A 17,647-nucleotide genomic window follows, 5' to 3' on the forward strand; every position below is an offset into this window, starting at 1 on the left:
CCCTTTAAATTCGCTCCGCGCCCTTCGCCTCGGTTATCCTCGTCGGCGGCTTGTGATCGTCCCCGAACGGATCGAGCAGCTCTCGAAGGTCCCTCTCTTCAAGGGCCTCACCCCGGCCGCGCTGGAGCTCATCTCGCGCGTCGCGAGCGAAGAGACCCACGCCCTCGGCACCAAGATCTTTCAGCACGGGGATCCGGGCGACAAGCTCTACATCCTGCTCGAAGGCAAGGTGCGGATCAGCCGGGAGATCGCCGGGATAGGCGAGGAGGCGCTCGCGGTGCTCGGCCCAGGCGCCGTGTTCGGCGAGATGGCGCTGCTCGACGAGGCCCCCCGCTCCGCCGACGCGCGCGTCCACGAGCGCTGCCGGTTGCTCACCGTGTCGAAGGACGCGTTCGAGGACCTGCTCTTCCTGCACAAGGAGCTCGCGTACGAGGTCCTCTGGAACGTCGTCCGGATGCTCGTCCAGCGGCTCCGCGAGACGAACAACAAGCTCACGTTCCTCTCCGTTTCAGGCAAATTCGAGTAGAGTGCCGGCCGATCGCCCGGCGACCGTGGGAGCGCGCCAGCGCGGCGCGGCCTGCCGCACGGAGGGCGGCCGTTCGGCTCGAACGCAACGTTCCTTGGAGGACTATGGCAGCCAGAATGAAGCACGCAGCGCTCGCCCTCGCGCTCTGGATGGGCGCCTTCGCAGGAGCCTGCGGCTCCAGCACGCCGCCGCCCGAGACGGCGGCCGACAAGAACGACTTCGACGGCGAGTCGAGCCCGGACGAGGGCAAGGCGACCGCCGACGCCGAGGGCGCGAAGCCGGAGAAGCCCGAGAAGGCCGCGGAGGCGCACGAGGAGGAGCACGAGGCTCCCGCCAAGTCGACGCCGCTCCAGGCGACCAAGTTCGAGGCGGATCTGAAGAAGATCGGGATCAACCTCAAGAAGATCCCCGCGCTCGAGAAGCTCCCGGCGGGGCAGAAGAAGAAGGTGATGCCGCTGCTCCAGAAGGCGCTCGGCTACGACACCTGCGAGGGCTGCCACGTCGAGGGCGACTTCAAGAAAGAGACGCGGGACATGAAGATCGCCCGCGAGATGTGGCGCAACTTCGTGGTGCCGCTCCGCAGCGAGAGCGGCGGAACCCTCTTCTGCGACAGCTGCCACGCCGGGAACGAGCACGTCCTGAACCGCAAGGACAAGAAGGCCCTGCAAGCGTTCATGGAGGAGGAGTACCAAAACAAGGTCGCCCGCGCGAACAAGGAGGACATGGAGTGCGGCACGTGTCACGGCGACGCCATGGAGACCAAGATCATCGAGAAACTCTGGAACATCCCGAAATGACGGGAGCCGCCTGGACGACGCGCGAGGCGCCGGTCCAGCAGCGGGGCACGACGGAATCCGGCGAAGTCTCATCACCGTGCCCGCGCAACGATAGTTAGCCACCTTACCTTTCAGCAGGAGCGGCCTCGAGGCCTGCCTGCGCTCCGATCTCGCACCAGCGTCCACTTCCATCCTGCGCCGGCGCTCGGCCGCCTCATCATCGACGACAGATCGCCATGACGGTGGGTCATGCACCGTTTTCGTACTAGATAGGCGGCATGTGCGGTGTGTTCGGAATCTTTGGCCACCCCGAGGCGGCCAACATGGCCTACCTCGGGTTGCACGCGCTCCAGCATCGAGGGCAGGAATCCGCGGGGATCGTCAGCAGCGACGGGGAGCGCCTCTTCGGTCACCGCGCCATGGGGCGGGTGCAGTCCGGCTTCTCTCCGACCGATCTCGCGACGCTGCCCGGCGATCGCGCCATCGGCCACGTCCGCTACTCCACCGCGGGCGGCTCGCACCTGAAGAACGCGCAGCCGCTCGGGGTCGACTACGCGCGCGGCTCGCTGGCGGTCGCGCACAACGGCAACCTCACGAACCATGAGGCCCTGCGCGATCGGCTCGAGGCGCGCGGCTCGATCTACCAGACCGCGAGCGACACCGAGTCGATCGTCCACCTCATCGCGATGAGCAAGAAGGAAGAGCTGCGCGACCGCATCGCGGAGGCGCTCACGCAGGTGGAGGGCGCGTACTCGCTGCTCTTCCTGACCGAGCGCGAGCTCATCGCCGTGCGCGATCCGCGCGCGATCCGGCCGCTCTGCCTGGGCGAGATGGCGAGCGGGAGCGGCGTCACCCACGTGGTCGCGAGCGAGTCGACGGCGTTCGACCTCATCGGCGCGCGCAAGGTGCGCGACGTCGCGCCGGGCGAGATGCTGATCATCAGCGCCGACGGCGTGCGCTCCGAGTTCCCCTTCGCGCAGGAGCAGCGCAAGCTCTGCATCTTCGAGCACGTCTACTTCGCCCGGCCCGACTCGACCATCCAGGGCGTGAGCGTCTACGAGGTCCGCAAGGCGTTCGGCCGGCGCCTCGCCGCCGAGCAGCCCGTCGAGTCCGGCGACGATCTCGTCGTGATCCCCGTGCCCGACTCGGGCGTGCCGGCGGCGATCGGCTTCGCCGACCGCGCGCGCGCCCCCTTCGAGATGGGGCTCATCCGCAGCCACTACGTCGGCCGCACGTTCATCGAGCCGCAGCAGTCGATCCGGCACTTCGGCGTCCGGCTCAAGCTCAACCCGAACCGGGCGGTGATCGAGGGCAAGCGGGTCGTCGTCATCGACGACTCGATCGTCCGAGGGACGACGAGCCGGAAGATCGTCAAGATGATCCGCGACGCCGGCGCGCGCGAGGTGCACGTCCGCATCTCGAGCCCGCCCACGCGATGGCCCTGCTACTACGGGATCGACACGCCTACGCGGTCGGAGCTCATCGCCTCGAGCCACTCGGTGGACGAGATCTCCAGCTACCTGACCGCCGACAGCGTCGGGTACCTCTCGCTGGAGGGCCTGGTCGAGAGCGTGCGGTCCCTCGAGGCGCGCGCCGAGGACGCCTCGGGCGCGCGGCCGTCGGCGGACAGCTACTGCCACGCGTGCTTCTCCGGGAGCTACCCGATCGCCTTCACGCCGGCCGCGCCGAACCGGCAGCTACGGATGGTGAGCGGTTGACGCTGCCCCGCTCCGGCGCCGAGGGTCCTCCGATGACCGAGGGGACCGCCGATCGCGAGAGCGCGGATCGCGCCGCCGCCTCGGCGCCGCTCTTCGCCCGCGTCGCGGACGAGGTCTCGATCTACGAGGTGAGCCCGCGGGACGGGCTCCAGAACGAGGCGGCGATGATCCCGATCGAGGGCAAGCGGCGGCTCATCGCGGCGCTCGTCGGCGCCGGTCTGCGCAGGATCGAGATCACGAGCTTCGTCTCGCCGAAGTGGGTGCCGCAGCTCGCCGACGCCGAGGAGCTCGCGCGGACGCTCCCGGCGGAGCGGGGCGTGACCTTCAGCGCCCTGTGCCCGAACGCGCGCGGCCTCGAGCGCGCGCTGGCGGTGGGCCTGCGCGAGATCGCCGTCTTCCTGAGCGCGAGCGAGGCGCACAACCGCGCCAACATCAACAAGTCGATCGACGACACGCTCTCGGTGTTCTCGGAGATCGTCCCCCCGGCGCGCGAGGCGGGCCTCGCCGTGCGCGCCTACGTCTCGACCGTGTGGGGCTGCCCGTACGAGGGCGACGTCGACCCTGCCCGGGTCGTGCGCATCGCGGAGCGGCTCATCGATCTCGGCTGCTACCAGGTCTCCCTCGGCGACACGATCGGCGTCGGCACCCCGCGGCAGACGCACGACATCGTCCGCCGCTTCCTCGACGCGATGCCGCCGGAGCGCTTCGCGCTGCACCTGCACGACACGCGGGGCACGGCGCTCGCGAACATCCTGGTCGGCCTGGAGCTCGGGGTGCGCGACTTCGACGCGTCGGTGGCGGGCGTCGGCGGCTGTCCCTACGCGCCGGGCGCGGCGGGCAACATGGCGACGGAGGACCTCGTGTTCATGCTCCACGGGATGGGCGTCCGGACCGGCGTCGATCTCGACAAGGTGATCGAGGCGGGGAACGTCGCCGAGCAGGTCATCGGCCGCCCGCTCCCGGGCAAGGTCCACCGCGCCGGCCCGTTCCGGCTTCGCCGCCAGCCGACCCGGGACTGAGCACGGCCCAGCGGGGCGCCGGGCTGGCGTCGACCGCCGCGCCCGGCCGCGAGGCCGCCGTCAGTCGCCCGCGATGCACCCGAGGCGCGTGAAGAAGACGTGGTGCTCGCCGCCCTCGCGATCGTCGCGGAAGAGGATGCCCACGTCGCCCTCCGGCCCGAACGTCGCGACCGGGCTGATGCTGTCGCGGGGCGCGAAGGTGAGCCGCTGCTCCGCGCTGATCGGCGCGAGATCCGCGTTGACCGTGACCGCGTAGAGCTCGTAGCCGTCGTTCTGATCGCGGTCGTCCGAGTAGATCGCGAGCAGCCGATCGCCGAGCGGGCGCAGGAACGGGTACCTGGAGCGGAAGGGCCCAGGGTCCGAGATGGGCGTGGGCGGCGTGAGGATCTCGCCGTCCTCCGAGACCGCCGCCGCGTAGATGGCCTTGATGCTCGCCGACTTGTCGAACCACGCGATGACGTAGCGATCGCGGTTCCAGACCACCGTCGGATAGACCGCGTCGGTCTCGCCGGTCGTCAGCGTGACGACCTCCGAGCGCGGATCGAGCTCGGCGGTGAACGTCCGGAACTGGATGAAGTGCGTGACCGCGTCGCCCGTGGACCACGCGACCCCGATGCCGCCCTGGCCGGCCGCCGCGGAGGGCGCCTCGTTGCCGAGGCCGTTTGACGCCTCCGTGAGCTGGACGTTGTCGCCGATCAGGTTCCCGTCGATGTCGATGCGCTGCGCGAACAGATCGAAGAGGCCGTTGCGCTCGTCCTGCCAGACGGGGATGAACTCCGTGTCGTTCCAGGTGAGCGTCACGTTGACGGAGAAGCCGGGCGCCTTCGAGAGCCGCCGATCGCCCCCCTCCACCTTCTGGCCGTCCTCGTCGAGCAGGGAGAAGTACACCTCGTAGTCGCCGTCGCGCCGGTCCTGCCAGGCGGCGCCGTACCGATCGCCGACCCACACGATCGGCCCGCCGGAGGCGTCGCCGTTCTTCGGCGTGATGACCTCCTCGCCCGGCTCGAGCGGCTGCCCGTCGACGCTGATCATCGAGCGGTACAGGTTGAAGCCCTGCGTGGTCCCGGTGTAGAGCGACGCGTACGACGTCCCGCTCCAGGCGAGCCCGCCAGAGCCGGCCGGCGCGATGTCGCCCGAGATGCGGGTCGCGTCGGTGTCGAGCGGCACGAAGCGCGCCCCGTTGTCGACCGTGCCGTCGCAGTCATTGTCGACGCCGTCGCAGATCTCGATCCCCCCCGGGAAGGCCGCGGCGCTCGCGTCGTCGCAGTCGTCGCCGCACGCGAGCGGCTCGCCAGGGATCGTGCCGGGCAGCGCCGCGCGGAAGCCGTCGCCGTCGATGTCGAGCGTCGACGGCCCATAGACGCACGCTCCGGTCGCGCTCTCGCACGTGTCCTTGGTGCAGGGATCGCTGTCGTCACACTCCACCGGCTCCAGCGCGACGCACTCCCCGCCGCGCCGCGGGGCCGCGCCCTCGGGCGAGGGCGCCGCGCCGCCGTCGGGCTGCCCCGCCTGGAAGAGCTGGCAGAACACAGGCTTGCAGAGGTCCTCGATGCCGGGGCAGTCGGCGTCCACCTCGCACTCCGGCGCGGGCGGCGGGATGTTCAGCCCCGTCCGCGCCCCGCACCCTCCCGAGAGCGACCCGCCGCCAAGAACCGTCCCGAGAAGGGCCGCCGCCAGCGCCGCCTTCCGGCGCGCGCGCCGACCCAGAGCGTACGTCGTCACAGACATCCGCCCATCCCCGCCACGTCGATCGGCTCGCAGACGAACCCCGGATCGCAGTTGTCGTCGCCGCTGAGCGCGCAGAGCTCGACGCACTGGGTGCCCGAGCCGGTCACCACGCAGGCGAACCCGGCGCCGCACTGGCTGCCGCCGCTGCACGGATCGCCCTGTCGGCCTGGACCGGCCGGCGCGCAGTACGCGCCGTAGATCTCCTGCCCGCACGGCTCGTCCGGATACTGCACGTAGATGAAGCACCCCTCTCCCGGGGCGCAAAAGTCGCTCGACTGATCGTACGGATCGCACGCGAAATCGGTGATCGGCGGCCCGGTGTCGGGACAGCCGGGGTCTTCGTACTCTTCGAGCGGATCCCTCCCCGGGTCCGAGCCGCCTCCCCCGCCGGTCGTGACGGGCGGAGCGCCGGCTTCGCCCCCGCCTCCGCCGTCTGCGGACGGATCGTCCACGATGACTGTCTGGCCGCAACCGACAGCGAGACCGAGCCCAGGGAGCGGTACGCAGAGGAGTGTCAGGAGGAGCGAGGAGCACCGTCGCATGTCGCCATGCTATCGATTCCTCGCGCGCCCGCCATGCATTTGGCAGCGATGGCAGTGTCCTGACGCCACGACGAGCGGTGGATCGTTTCCCCCAGGCTGCAATCCCACTTGCCTGTTGGCCGGCGCTCTGATGTATCTCTCAACAATGCACACGCGCAACCTGCTCACCATCGCACTCCTCGCAGCTCCCCCTCTGGCGCTCGCCCCCCTCATGGCGTGCGGCGGCGATGACGAGACGGGAGGCGGTGGAGCGAGCTCCTCCACCACCACCTCGAGCAGCTCCGGCGAAGGTGGCGGCGGCGGCGAGGCCGGCGGCGGCGGTGAAGGCGGCGAAGGCGGCGCTGGGGGTGCTGGCGGCGGAGACGGCGGCGGCGGCGGCGCGGTCCCCGGTGAGCCCGCCGGCCACCTGCTGATCTCGGAGGTCGCCGTGAGACCTGGAGCGGGCGAGTTCATCGAGATCTGGAACCCGACCGAGGCCGAGATCGACCTCACCAACTACTACCTTTCGGACAACAGCGTTTATTATGCCATCACCACGGGTACCGCCTTCGCGCCGACAGGCAGCGCAGGGACGGACTTCCTCGTCCAGTTCCCCCCCGGGACCATGATCGCGGCGGGCGCGCGCCTCGTGCTGGCGAGCGATGACGGCTTCGAGCTCGAGTACCAGCGGTGCGCCGACTTCGCCCTGGACGAGACGCCCATCCCCTGCGAGGGGGCGGACGTGCCGCCCATGATCGCGCCCACGAACGGCGCCCTCGGGGCGCAATCCGGCGCGCTGCTCACCGACGGCGCAGAGATGGTGATCCTCTTCGAGTGGGACGGCACGGAGCGCAGCCCGCTCAAGGACGTCGATTACGTCATCTGGGGCGAGGAGCTGGGGAACTCGGCGATCGTGTACAAGACTGGCAAGACCGGTTATGCCGATGACACCGCGCGCGGCAGCCAGCGGCCTGCCGCGGCCGCCGGCAGCGGGTCGAGCATGGTCCGCTGTAGCGATCTCGAGTTCGGCGAGCTCTTGACCGAAGGCAACGGCATCAGCGGGCACGACGAGACGAGCGAGTGGCTCGACATCAGCTTCACCGTGGCGTCCACGCCGACGCCCGGCGAAGAGAACGACTGCCCGTGAGCGCGCCCGCTCCGAGCTCGGCTCCTCGCCGCGCGGCGGCGGGAGCCCGGGCTCGGCGCGGGGCGCCTCGAGCCGATCACTGCCGGGTGATCGTCACCTTCTTGATGACCGGCGGGGTGACCGGGCGTTCGCCCTTGACCTCGACGCCGGCCAGCTTGTGGACGAGCTCCTCGGGCCCGCACTCACCGAAGATGGTGTAGCCGTTGTCGAGGTGGAACGCCGCCGCGTCGGTGATGAAGAACTGCGCGGAGTTCGTGTTCTTGCCGCGGTTCGCCATGCACAGGAGCCCTGCGCGATCGTGGCTGCCGTCCTCCCAGACCTCGTCGGGGATGACGTAACCGGCCTCGCCGGTGCCGTTCTTCTTCGCGTCCCCGCCCTGGATCATGAATCCCTTGATGATGCGGTGGAAGATGGTCCCGTCGTAAGCGGGCTTCTTCTCCCATGTCCCCTCCGGCGTCTTCCAGGGCCTGATCCCTCGCGCCAGGCCGACGAAATTGGCGACGGTGATGGGCGCCTTGTCGTCCAGCAGCTTGCAGGACAGCGTGCCGAGATCGGTCTCGATCGACGCGGTCAACGCCTTGCCCGGCGGGAGCCCCTTGGTGGCGTCGTCGAGCGTCCACTTGCCCTTGACCGGGTCGTCCTCGCTGGGCTTGACCTCGGCGACCGGCTTCGCGGTGACCTTGCGCTTCTGCGGCTGAGGGCGCTCCTTCTCTGCCGTCTCCGCCTTGCCGCCGGCCAGCCCCGTCGACGCGGGCGTGGTCTTCGGCTTCGGCGCTTCTTCGGCCGTGGGCTCCGGGGTCTTCGAACATCCCGCGAGGGCCGAGAGCGTGGCGAGGGTGGCGATGGACTGAATGGCGAGGGTTCGAGCGTTCATCGTGCGACGATTTCCCGCGTCGCGGTCCAGCGGTCAAGGACGAGCGTCGCCGTGGTAGGAAGCGGCATGAGCTCGCGCTGCGCCCTCGCGACCCGTCCGTTCACGTCCACCACGTCCGCCTCGCTGGCCGTTCCCGCCGCGCTCGCCTCGCTCGTTCCCGCCCTGGGCGCGCTGCTGCTCGGGATCGCCCTGGGCGCGTGCGAGCGCCGCGTCGACGAGCCGCTCCCGCTCACGCCCAGCAGCAACCTGGGCGACGTTGCGCCTTCCCCCTCGACCGGGACGCCGCCCGCCTCGACCGTGGAGCGGGACGCCGGCCGCTGCATCCAGCCGACGCCGTCGACGCCGGAGCGGCCGTCTCCGAAGCTCACGGGCCCGGATCCGGCGTGCCCCGAGGACCCGACCGGCCCGTTCCAGCTCGCGACCGGCAAGGTGACCTTCCTCGAGGCCAAGGCCCCCGATGTCACCGTCGAGATCGCCAGGAGAGAGCAAGAGCGCGCCCGCGGCCTCATGTACAGGACGAGCATGGCGGAGAACCGCGGGATGATCTTCGTCTTCCAGCAGCCGAACAATCACTCGTTCTGGATGCACAACACGTGCATCCCGCTCGACATGCTGTTCATCGACAGCGACGGTACGATCGTCGGTATCGAGGAGAACACCCCGACGCTCAACGACTCGACCTTCGACGTCGGATGTCCGTCGACGTACGTCCTCGAGCTGAACGCCGGCTGGGCGCGGCGCCACGGCGTCGTCGCGGGCCAGAAGGTGCGGCTCGAGGGGATCTGACGCTCGCCCGAGCGGCGGCTCCGCGGCCGGAGCGTCGCCTTAAATCCCCGTGAACAGACCGAGCTGGCGCGGGGGAGCCGGCGGCCCGAGCGGCGAGCGCGCCGCGCCGGGCGGAGGTGCCGGCGGCGCCGCCGCGTCGAGGACGAGCGGCCCCCGAGGCGGCGCGGCGACGAGGCGCGTGCGCCGGCCGACGAGCGCGTCACGGGCGGCGTCGAGCGCGAGCTCCGGGCGGTTGTTGACCTCGGAGAGGTGCATCAGCGCGACGGTGTGCGTGCCGCCGGGCAGCGCCGCGAGCAGCTCGCACGCCTGCGCGTTCGACAGGTGGCCCCGCGCCGAGCGGATCCTGCGCTTGAGGTGCTGCGGGTACGGGCCGGCCTCGAGCAACCCGGCGTCGTAGTTCGACTCGAGCATCACCACATCGCAGCCGGCGACGTGCTCCAGGAGCCCCGGAGGGACCTCGCCGAGATCCGTCACGAGCGCGGCCCGCCGCGCGCCGTCGTCGACGACGAGCGCGACCTGCGCCGCGTCGTGCGGCAGCGGCCTCGGCGAGAAGGTGAGCGCGCCCACCGCGAACGGCTCGCGCGGCGAGAAGCCCCGGACGCGCTCTGGATCGCCGAGCTCCGCCGCGCGCGCGGTCGCCTCCGAGGCGTAGATCGGGATCTTGTGCTTCTTGTTGTACCTGGCGGCCACGCCGACGTGGTCGGCGTGCGCGTGCGTGATGACGATCGCGTCGGGCAGGAGCCTGCCGTCCGCGCCGCCCGCGGCCGCCGCCGAGAGGCACTGCTCGAGCACCCGCGGCCCGACGCCCGCGTCCACGAGGACCCGCGTGCCGCGGGAAACGAACAGCGTGGCGTTGCCTCCGCTCCCGCTCGCGATGATGGTGATCTTCATACCGGGCTCCGGGACCGGACTACAGGCGGCTCCGTGACCCGTAGCGCAGGCGAGGGCTCGGCTGCAAGCGCGCTGAGCCGCGCGAAGCGCTCGCGACGGCGCTCGAACGACGCTACAGGGATCCCACTTCGTGGCGCCCTCCCCTCGCCCCGCCTCTGCCTCTTCCCCCGACACCGACGCGGAGGTGCCGCTCGTCGCTCCGCGCGCCACCGGCGAGAGCGGCGGCGCGCAGCGCGCCCCTGGCGAGAACGACGCGCCGCTCGCCCCCGGCGAGAACGACGGCGCGCCGCGAGGCGCGCGCGGCAAGCGGCGCCGCCGCGCCCTGATCGCGGCGCTCGTGGTCGTCGCCGTCGTCGCGGCCGCCGTCGCCGCCCTCGTCGTGCTCGGTCCTCCCGCGCTCCGCCGGCGCATCATCGCCGAGGCCCGCGCGCGCGGCGTCGCGCTCGATCCCGGGAAGATCGACGTCGATCTCGGCTCGATCCGCCTGCGCGACGGCCGCTTCTCTCTCCTCGGGGTGCGCGGGATCTCGGGCACGGTGGCGCGCGCCACCATCGAGCTGCGCGGGCTCTCGCCCGCCCGGATCGCGACGGAAGGCGTCGAGCTCACCCTCGTGGGGACCGACGCCCTGGAGGATCTACCGGCGTGGGTCGCGCAGTACGGCCCGCGCGCGGCGGCGCTGCCGCTCACCACGGGCCGCGTCCGCCTGGGTCTCCGGGATCACGAAGGCGGCCCGGAGGTGCTCGCGCTGGCCGACGGCGCCCTCGAGCGGCGCGCGGCCGCCCCGGTCGAGGGCGCCGCCGCGCCGCCCGGCGCGCCGCGGCCGGAGATCGGCGTCCTGAAGCAGGCTCGCGTGCTCGTCGCCGGCAAGGAGATCGCGCGCACCGACATCGCCTGGTCCATCGGCGCAGCGTCGATCTCCCTGGGCTTCGGCGGCGAGGAGCTCGTCTCCGCGCCGCTCAGGGCCGAGCTCCGGCCGCGCCCCTCGCCGAGCGCCTCGATCGAGCTCGCGCCGACGCCGCTCTCCGCCGTGGGCGCGCTCCTCGGCGTCGACGTCGGCGCCTCGACGATGGTCGTCGCCGGAACGCTCGAGCTGCGGCTCGCGGATGGGGCGGACCGGACCGCCCTGTCCAAGGCGCCGCTCGAAGGGCCGATCGCGCTCACGGTGAAGGGCTTCACCCTGCCCCACCCCAGGGAGCTCGACGGGCTCCTCTTCGGCAACACCACGACCGTCAAGGCGGACGCGAGCCTCTCTGCGGACCGCCAGCGCGTCGCGCTGAGCGGCGTGGAGGTCGCCGCCGGCGCGCTGAAGCTCAAAGGAACGGGCACCGTCGAGCGCAACGGCGCGGACGCCGCGATCGCGATGGATCTATCCGGATCCATCCCCTGCTCGCTCCTGGCTGGCTCTGCCGCGATGTCGCACCTGACCGGCGCCGTGGGGCTGCTCGCGCGCGACCTGGTGGGCCGCGCGCTCGCGGGCTCGGTGGCGGTCCAGGTCCGCGTCGACGCGCGCGCGAGCCGTCTGACCGCCGCGCGTGTCACGCCGAGCGCGATCCTCCGATGTAAGCTCCGCTTCTAGCGGATCGCTCGGTCGCGCCGGGTCCCGCAACCCGGAACCGAGAACCCGAATCCCGGGAGGAGAGATCGGTACGGCACCAACGAGGCGAATAAGCCGTGGAATTTTCTCTTCTCGGCGTTCAAGGTACCCAGGTCGCGGCTCAGCGGTTGAACTGCTTTTTCCCGGCGCTGTCGCGTCCGAGCACCGCTGTCGAGCGTTGCCGCCCTCTGCGGGTGGACTCCGCCCGAGCGCCACGAGGATCGATGAAGGAGGAAGGCGAAGGACGAATGTCGATGTCGAGGACGCTCTGACGCGATGAACAACGGCGCGGAGCACGGGAAGCGCGGCGCACCCTCGACGCGCGACGGCCGCGCTGACACGTTGTTCGATGAGGAGCCCGCAATGCGCTCTGGAGCTCTCCCCCTCGCCGCTCGGCTCACGTCGCTGCTAGGGCTCGTGGCGATCTTCAGCGCTGCCTGCGACGGCGGTCTCGGCGCCGCCATGGACGACGCCCCGGGCGGCGGGGGCGCGGCGACGGCATCGGCCTCGTCGGCCTCGTCGGCCTCGTCGGCCTCGTCGGCCTCGTCGGCCTCCGTGACATCGGGCGGAGGCAGCGGCGCGGGAGACGGCGGGGGCCCCGGAGAAGGCGGCGTCGGGGGAGGCAGCGGCGAAACCAACGAGCAGGACTTCCCCCTCGACACGACGCCCCCGGCGCCCTGCCCGCCCGACATGGCGGAGGTCGAGGGATACTGCATCGATCGCTTCGAGGCGCCGAACGTGGAAGGCGCCCTGCCGCTCGTCATGGAGAGCGCCGTCTCGGCGCGCGCCTGGTGCGAGGGGCGCGGAAAGCGCCTCTGCACCGAGGACGAGTGGGACACGGCGTGCCAGGGCCCCGAGGCGTTCGTCTATCCGTACGGGAACACCCACGAAGCGGAGCGCTGCAACGACAACAAGACGTGGAGAGCGCCCGACGAGGGCGCGCTCGGCTCCTGGCCTTCCGACGAGGCGCTGGCCGAGGTCCAGGCGCTGTACCAGGCCGAGCCGAGCGGCACGCGACCGGGGTGCGCGAGCGCGTTCGGCGTCCACGACATGACGGGGAACGTCGAGGAGTGGGTGGTGCGCACCCGATACCACGTCAACGAGTATCCTCACGTCCTCAAGGGCTGTTACTGGTCCGGCTGCTTCGGCGGCGCGAAGCCGCGGTGCGGCTCCACGAACCCGGCGCACGGGGACGGGTTCCGTTACTACGAGACCGGCTTCCGGTGCTGCCGTGACGTCGAGTGAGCGAGCCGGCAGCGACGATCCGGCCCTCTGGCCGGCACGCGCGCGGCTCGAGGGCGCGGCGCGCAGCGGGCGTTCGGCGAGACCGCGGGCGGCGCGGCGCGGGTGACGGACGCGATCCCGCGCCGAGGCCTCGCGACAGGCGTCCTGAACGAACCGCTTCCCGTCGGTTCGGCCGCACGCTAGGGCACCGTGAACGGTGCTGACCTTACCGAGAGAGCCTCGCCCCAGCCTTGACCTCGTGAAGGACGCGATCGCGGCGTTCGCGCTCAAGGGCCGCGGGCGCGCCCGTCCGGACGATCTCGACGCGCGCGACCCGGCGTTCATCGCCCGGGTGCTCCCGCTGCTCGGCTTCCTCTACGACGACTATTTCCGCTGCGAGACCGAGCTCGAAGAGCAGCTGCCCAACGGTCCCTTCCTCGCCGTGAGCAACCACAACGCGATGACGGGAATGCCCGATATGTACTGCCACATGACGGCGTTCTGGCGCCTTTATGGGCCCTCGCGGCTGTCCTACGGGCTGATGCACGATCTCCCGTTCAACGTCCCGAAGGCCGGCGCCTGGCTCAACGCCTGCGGCGCCATCGCGGCGAGCCCGGAGAACGCGCGGCGAGCGCTCGCCCGCGGCGCGGCGGTCCTGGTCTTCCCCGGCGGCGATCTCGACGCGTGCAAGCCCACCTCGGCGCAGTACACGATCCGCTTCGGCCGACGCCGCGGCTTCGTCCGGCTCGCCATCCGCGAGGGCGTGCCGATCGTGCCGATCGTGAGCGTTGGGGCGCACCAATCCCTCTACATCGCCACGGATGGGAGCAGGCTGGCCAGGTGGCTCCGCCTCCCCGAGCTCGCGCGCTCGAACGTCGCGCCGCTCGGCCTCGCGTTGCCGTGGGGGCTCATCGTCGGCATCCCGATCCCCCATGTGCCCCTGCCGGTGAAGATCCATACGAGGGTGCTCCGCCCGCTGCACCTCGGGCTCCCGAGAGAGGCCGCGAGCGACCCGGACGAGGTCGAGCGCGCATTCGCGCGGATCGTCGCGCGCATGGAGGCCGGGCTGGACGAGCTCCGCGCGGCGGGCAGGCACGGTCTCTTCCCCCGGGGTTGATGGGGCGCGTGGTTGATGGCCGCGCGGTTGATGGGCCGCGCGGTTGACGGGCGGACCGCAGGAGAATGGCGGTGCGGTGGCGTGCGGTGACGTCCGGAGCGCGCCCATGGCCCGAGCGGGCGGCGCGCGGCGCTCCAAAACCAGCGGGCGCGCGACAAAGGGCGCTGGGCCTCGCGCGGCGCTCGGAAAACCGAGTCCGTTCATGTAGGCTTGAACGCCAGCCGTGACCCCCGACCGCACCGCGCAGCTCCTCGCACCGCTGGCCCAGCCGGGAGAGCTCATCGCAGCCAAGTACCGCGTCGAGCGGGTCGTGGCCATCGGCGGAATGGGCGTCGTGCTGGCGGCGCGCAACGAGGATCTCGACCAGAAGGTCGCCATCAAGATCCTGCGCCAGGACGCCCTCGCGAACCAGGAGGCCGTCACGCGCTTCCTGCGGGAGGCGCGGACGGCGGCGCGCCTGTCGGGCGAGCACGTCGCGCGCGTGTTCGACGTCGGCACCACCGAGACCGGCGTGCCCTTCATGGTGATGGAGTTCTTGACCGGGCTCGATCTCCAGCAGGTCATCGATACCCACGGTCCGCTGTCCATCCAGGACGCTGTCGACTACGTACTGCAGGCGCTCGAGGCCGTGGCCGAGGCCCACGCGGCGGGCGTCGTCCACCGGGACATCAAGCCTTCGAATCTGTTCCTCGCCGAGCACGCGGACGGCACACGGCACATCAAGGTCCTCGATTTCGGCATCTCGAAGGGGCAAGGCCTCGACTCGCCCGCGGAGCCGGGGCTCACGTCGACGAAGCAGGTGATGGGCTCGCCCGGGTACATGTCGCCCGAGCAGATGATGGCGCCGAGGACCGTCGACGGGCGCGCCGACGTCTGGTCGTTCGGTGTGCTGCTCTACACGCTGGTGACGGGCGAGCCGCCCTTCCAGGGCGAGACGGTCGCCGCGGTGATGGCGAACATCCTGCACCAGCCGGTGCCGCGGCTCCGCGACAAGCGCAGCGACGCGCCGGCCACGCTGGAGCGGATCGTCTCGCGCTGCCTGGAGCGCGACGTGAGCGAGCGGTACGCCAACGTCGGCAAGCTCGCGCAGGCCCTCGATCCGCTCGGGTCGAGCTTCGCGAAGCTCTCGACCTCGCGCATCCAGAGCGCGATCGGCGCGGCGTCGCCGGCCGGACAGACGCTGCTCAACTCGAGGGCGGCCGAGGACAGCGACAGGCTGTCCGGCGCGTCGTGGTCGCACACGAGCAACCGGCGCCGCTCGCGGCGCAGGCTGCTCGTCGCCGCCGGCGTGGCCGCGTTGCTGACCGGCGCGGCCGGGGCGGGCGTGTGGCTGGTCGCGAGCGTGCGCGTGGCGTCGCAGGCGCCGGGCGCCGCCGTGTCACCTCCGCCCGAGCGCGCCGCGGTCGACGCGCTCGGGCCCGAGTCCCCCGCTGCAGCGCCGGGCGCTCCGGCAGCGACCGCCAGCGCCACGACCGTGGCGTCGAGCCCGGCGGCGCCGCCGGTCCCTGCGCCGAGCGCGGCTCCCACGGGCAGCGCCGCGGCCGACGCGCGCCCGAAGGCGACCGCCTCCGGAGCGCCGCTCAAGCCGGGCCACGCGCAGAGACCGCCGAGGTCGACGAGCGAAGACGAGATGCTGAGGAGCCGCCATTGAGATCGTTACGAGCGCGACACGCGGGCGCATGGCTCGCGCTGCTCTGTGGGACCAGCCTGACCTCACCGCTCCTGGCGCAGCCGACCGCGGCGGACAAGGCGCTCGCCGAGGGGCTGTTCCAGGACGGCAAGAAGCTCATGGACGAGGGCAAGCTCCAGGAGGCCTGCCCGAAGCTCGCAGAGAGCCAGCGCGTGGATCCCACGGTCGGGACGCTGCTGAACCTGGCGGTCTGCCACGAGAAAGAGGGCAAGACGGCCAGCGCATGGGCCGAGTTCACGGAGGCGTCCTCGCTCGCGGCGAGCGCCGGGCAGCAGGATCGCGCGCAGTTCGCGGCCAAGCGCGCGTCCGAGCTGGAGGCCAAGCTGACGCGTCTCGTCCTGGACGCGGCGCAGGCGACGCAGGCGGCTCCTGCGATGACGATCACGCTGAACGGCAAGGAGCTGAGCGCCGCCGCGGCCACGGGCTCGGGCATCCCCGTGGATCCGGGCACGGCGACGATCGAGGCCAAGGCGCCGGGCAAGCAGCCCTGGTCGCAGCGGGTGACGCTCGACCTCGGGCCCAGCACGACGCGGGTGACCATCCCGCCGCTCGCGGACGTCGCCGTTCAGGAGGCGAAGGCGGCTCCCCCTGCCCCGCCGCCTGCCCGTCCGGCGGCCGCGAAGCCCGAGGCGACCGGCAACCCGATGCGCGCGCTCGGCTTCGTCGCCGGCGGCGTCGGGATCGCCGGGATCGGCGTGGGGGCGGTGTTCGGGGTGCTGACGATACAGAAAGCGGGGGATGTCGAGGAGGGGTGCAGCGGCAGCTTCCGCTGCAGCCGCGCGGACGTCGAGGCGAACGAGAGCGCCCGGACGACCGCGATGGTCTCCAACATCGCGCTCGGCGCCGGGCTGGTGTGCCTCGGGGCCGGCGTCGCGATGGTGCTGATGTCCCCTCGCTCGCCGGAGCAGGCTGCCACGGGCGAGCGCGTGTGGGTCGCGCCCAGCGTCGCCTCGGACGGGGGGCGCGTGGTGCTCGGAGGCCACTGGTGATGCGAAGCTCGAAGCGCTCTGCCATGACGCTGGCCCTCGCCGCGCTCGCGCCGGGCCTCAACGGCTGCGCGGAGATCGCGGGGCTCGAGGATCGCCAGGTGATCCAGCTGATGACGATCGCCGAAAACCAGGCGGACCCTCGCGCCATCGCGCTCGACGAGGAGGCGATCTACTGGACCAACAGGGGGAATGACGGGAGTCAGGGGAGCTTCAAGGGCGGCGCGCTCCGGAGGCAGATCAAGGATGACTGGGCGGTCATCGATCTGCTCGGGCCTTCCAACGAGGTGCCCGACGCGCTCGCGCTGGACGCGACTCACGTCTACTGGTCGAGCACCGACGCCGCCTTCCAAGGCGACTGCGACCCCGACACGGGGGATACCCGAGACAAGCTGTTGAAGCTACCGAAAGCAGCACCGATTCCCGCTGCTGGCGGGGAGATGCTGTGGGGTAGCTGCGGCGCCGCAAGCGCGATCGCGCTGAGCGCCGACAACGTCTACAGCGCCCGGCCGAACGCCGACCGCATCACCTCGGTGTCCAAGCAAGGTGGCAGTCGGACGAATCTGACGGAGGGCGGCAAGCCGCGCTACGTCGTGATCGACGGCTCCCTCGTCTACTGGACCGATCCCGAGAACAAGACGCTCTCGGTCATCGATATCAGCGGTGATGCCCCCGAGAAGGAGCTCTTCACGGAGCTCGAACCGCCGGGGCTGCTCGCGCTGGATGAGGCCAACCTCTACTGGCTCCACGGGAACAACGTCATGCGGCTTCCGCGGAGCGGAGCGGACGGAGACGCCGCAGTGCTCCTCCTCGACAAGGAGCTGCCGAGCGCTCCCGCCGGGATCGCGACGTACGGGGACTACCTTTACATCACCGTCCAGGAGGCAAAGAGCGTCTACCGGCTCCGCAAGGACGGCGCCGGCGGTCCGCAGGAGATCGCGGCGAATCAAGAGGGCCCGACGGGCATCGCCGCGGACGGGACGGGCGTCTACTGGACGAACTCCGGTTCGGGACAGATCGTCCGCTTCAACGACGAGTGACGCGCAGCCG

General features: G+C 71.5%; 16 protein-coding genes. 12 read left to right on the forward strand and 4 right to left on the reverse strand.

Annotation, left to right across the window (positions count from 1 at the left end; genetic code table 11):
* The first annotated feature begins 52 nt into the window (after positions 1 to 52).
* The 4 genes from WMF45_RS24125 (at position 53) to WMF45_RS24140 (ending at position 4,039) form a co-directional block, all read left to right on the forward strand.
* Positions 53 to 526, forward strand: coding sequence for a cyclic nucleotide-binding domain-containing protein (locus WMF45_RS24125; RefSeq protein ID WP_012236950.1), 474 nt, complete (start codon positions 53 to 55; stop codon positions 524 to 526).
* Between the two features lie 116 nt (positions 527 to 642).
* Positions 643 to 1,323 (forward strand): hypothetical protein, encoded by a 681-nt coding sequence (locus tag WMF45_RS24130; RefSeq protein WP_437719186.1) that lies wholly within the window; start codon positions 643 to 645, stop codon positions 1,321 to 1,323.
* Between the two features lie 257 nt (positions 1,324 to 1,580).
* Positions 1,581 to 3,020 (forward strand): amidophosphoribosyltransferase, encoded by a 1,440-nt coding sequence (gene purF, locus WMF45_RS24135; RefSeq protein WP_437719187.1) that lies wholly within the window; start codon positions 1,581 to 1,583, stop codon positions 3,018 to 3,020.
* 32 nt (positions 3,021 to 3,052) lie between these two features.
* Positions 3,053 to 4,039, forward strand: coding sequence for a hydroxymethylglutaryl-CoA lyase (locus WMF45_RS24140; protein ID WP_437719188.1), 987 nt, complete (start codon positions 3,053 to 3,055; stop codon positions 4,037 to 4,039).
* A 60-nt stretch (positions 4,040 to 4,099) separates the two neighbouring features.
* On the opposite strand, the gene WMF45_RS24145 is transcribed toward WMF45_RS24140, so the two are convergent.
* Positions 4,100 to 5,767, reverse strand: a complete 1,668-nt coding sequence (locus tag WMF45_RS24145; RefSeq protein WP_437719189.1) for a putative metal-binding motif-containing protein — start codon at positions 5,765 to 5,767, stop codon at positions 4,100 to 4,102.
* On the reverse strand, positions 5,758 to 6,309 hold the full coding sequence (locus WMF45_RS24150) for a hypothetical protein (RefSeq protein WP_437719190.1): 552 nt from the start codon (positions 6,307 to 6,309) through the stop codon (positions 5,758 to 5,760). Before WMF45_RS24150 ends, WMF45_RS24145 begins: the two co-directional genes overlap by 10 nt.
* A gap of 145 nt (positions 6,310 to 6,454) precedes the next feature.
* On the opposite strand from WMF45_RS24150, the gene WMF45_RS24155 reads away from it, so the two are divergent.
* Positions 6,455 to 7,435, forward strand: coding sequence for a lamin tail domain-containing protein (locus WMF45_RS24155; protein ID WP_437719191.1), 981 nt, complete (start codon positions 6,455 to 6,457; stop codon positions 7,433 to 7,435).
* A 76-nt stretch (positions 7,436 to 7,511) separates the two neighbouring features.
* Here WMF45_RS24155 and WMF45_RS24160 read toward each other — a convergent pair whose 3' ends face one another.
* Positions 7,512 to 8,309 carry a peptidylprolyl isomerase gene (locus WMF45_RS24160; RefSeq protein WP_437539435.1) on the reverse strand — a complete coding sequence of 266 codons (798 nt, stop codon included), beginning with the start codon at positions 8,307 to 8,309 and terminating at the stop codon, positions 7,512 to 7,514.
* Positions 8,310 to 8,375: 66 nt separating this feature from the next.
* Between WMF45_RS24160 and WMF45_RS24165 the strand changes: the two genes are divergently transcribed.
* The gene (locus WMF45_RS24165; protein WP_437719192.1) at positions 8,376 to 9,095 is read left to right on the forward strand and encodes a DUF192 domain-containing protein; all 720 of its coding nucleotides are present in this window, start codon (positions 8,376 to 8,378) and stop codon (positions 9,093 to 9,095) included.
* A 39-nt stretch (positions 9,096 to 9,134) separates the two neighbouring features.
* Here the strand turns inward: WMF45_RS24165 and WMF45_RS24170 are convergent, their stop codons facing one another.
* Entirely contained in the window at positions 9,135 to 9,986 is an 852-nt protein-coding gene (locus WMF45_RS24170) for an MBL fold metallo-hydrolase (protein WP_437719193.1), read from the reverse strand.
* A gap of 130 nt (positions 9,987 to 10,116) precedes the next feature.
* Here WMF45_RS24170 and WMF45_RS24175 point away from each other — a divergent pair, with 130 nt between their 5' ends.
* From WMF45_RS24175 to WMF45_RS24200, 6 genes are all read left to right on the forward strand, one after another.
* The gene (locus WMF45_RS24175) at positions 10,117 to 11,562 is read left to right on the forward strand and encodes a hypothetical protein (protein ID WP_437719194.1); all 1,446 of its coding nucleotides are present in this window, start codon (positions 10,117 to 10,119) and stop codon (positions 11,560 to 11,562) included.
* 381 nt (positions 11,563 to 11,943) lie between these two features.
* The gene (locus WMF45_RS24180) at positions 11,944 to 12,825 is read left to right on the forward strand and encodes a formylglycine-generating enzyme family protein (protein WP_437719195.1); all 882 of its coding nucleotides are present in this window, start codon (positions 11,944 to 11,946) and stop codon (positions 12,823 to 12,825) included.
* 238 nt (positions 12,826 to 13,063) lie between these two features.
* Positions 13,064 to 13,921 carry a 1-acyl-sn-glycerol-3-phosphate acyltransferase gene (locus tag WMF45_RS24185; protein ID WP_437719196.1) on the forward strand — a complete coding sequence of 286 codons (858 nt, stop codon included), beginning with the start codon at positions 13,064 to 13,066 and terminating at the stop codon, positions 13,919 to 13,921.
* A 223-nt stretch (positions 13,922 to 14,144) separates the two neighbouring features.
* Positions 14,145 to 15,572 carry a serine/threonine-protein kinase gene (locus tag WMF45_RS24190; RefSeq protein ID WP_437719197.1) on the forward strand — a complete coding sequence of 476 codons (1,428 nt, stop codon included), beginning with the start codon at positions 14,145 to 14,147 and terminating at the stop codon, positions 15,570 to 15,572.
* Positions 15,569 to 16,600 carry a hypothetical protein gene (locus tag WMF45_RS24195; protein ID WP_437719198.1) on the forward strand — a complete coding sequence of 344 codons (1,032 nt, stop codon included), beginning with the start codon at positions 15,569 to 15,571 and terminating at the stop codon, positions 16,598 to 16,600. Before WMF45_RS24190 ends, WMF45_RS24195 begins: the two co-directional genes overlap by 4 nt.
* On the forward strand, positions 16,600 to 17,637 hold the full coding sequence (locus WMF45_RS24200; protein ID WP_437719199.1) for a hypothetical protein: 1,038 nt from the start codon (positions 16,600 to 16,602) through the stop codon (positions 17,635 to 17,637). The genes WMF45_RS24195 and WMF45_RS24200 overlap by 1 nt, the downstream gene beginning before the upstream one ends.
* The last annotated feature ends 10 nt before the right edge of the window (positions 17,638 to 17,647 follow it).

It is taken from the genome of Sorangium sp. So ce448 (genome assembly GCF_051520915.1).
Classification (GTDB): Bacteria; Myxococcota_A; Polyangia; order Polyangiales; family Polyangiaceae; genus Sorangium; species Sorangium cellulosum_B.

Excerpts from the sequence above, each read along its gene's own strand:
- WMF45_RS24130 (WP_437719186.1), top strand. The coding sequence starts at position 643 with ATGAAGCACGCAGCGCTCGCCCTCGCGCTCTGGATGGGCGCCTTCGCA.
- purF (WP_437719187.1), top strand. The coding sequence starts at position 1,581 with ATGTGCGGTGTGTTCGGAATCTTTGGCCACCCCGAGGCGGCCAACATG.
- WMF45_RS24140 (WP_437719188.1), top strand. The coding sequence starts at position 3,053 with ATGACCGAGGGGACCGCCGATCGCGAGAGCGCGGATCGCGCCGCCGCC.
- WMF45_RS24145 (WP_437719189.1), bottom strand. The coding sequence starts at position 5,767 with ATGTCTGTGACGACGTACGCTCTGGGTCGGCGCGCGCGCCGGAAGGCG.
- WMF45_RS24150 (WP_437719190.1), bottom strand. The coding sequence starts at position 6,309 with ATGCGACGGTGCTCCTCGCTCCTCCTGACACTCCTCTGCGTACCGCTC.
- WMF45_RS24155 (WP_437719191.1), top strand. The coding sequence starts at position 6,455 with ATGCACACGCGCAACCTGCTCACCATCGCACTCCTCGCAGCTCCCCCT.
- WMF45_RS24160 (WP_437539435.1), bottom strand. The coding sequence starts at position 8,309 with ATGAACGCTCGAACCCTCGCCATTCAGTCCATCGCCACCCTCGCCACG.
- WMF45_RS24165 (WP_437719192.1), top strand. The coding sequence starts at position 8,376 with ATGAGCTCGCGCTGCGCCCTCGCGACCCGTCCGTTCACGTCCACCACG.
- WMF45_RS24170 (WP_437719193.1), bottom strand. The coding sequence starts at position 9,986 with ATGAAGATCACCATCATCGCGAGCGGGAGCGGAGGCAACGCCACGCTG.
- WMF45_RS24180 (WP_437719195.1), top strand. The coding sequence starts at position 11,944 with ATGCGCTCTGGAGCTCTCCCCCTCGCCGCTCGGCTCACGTCGCTGCTA.
- WMF45_RS24200 (WP_437719199.1), top strand. The coding sequence starts at position 16,600 with ATGCGAAGCTCGAAGCGCTCTGCCATGACGCTGGCCCTCGCCGCGCTC.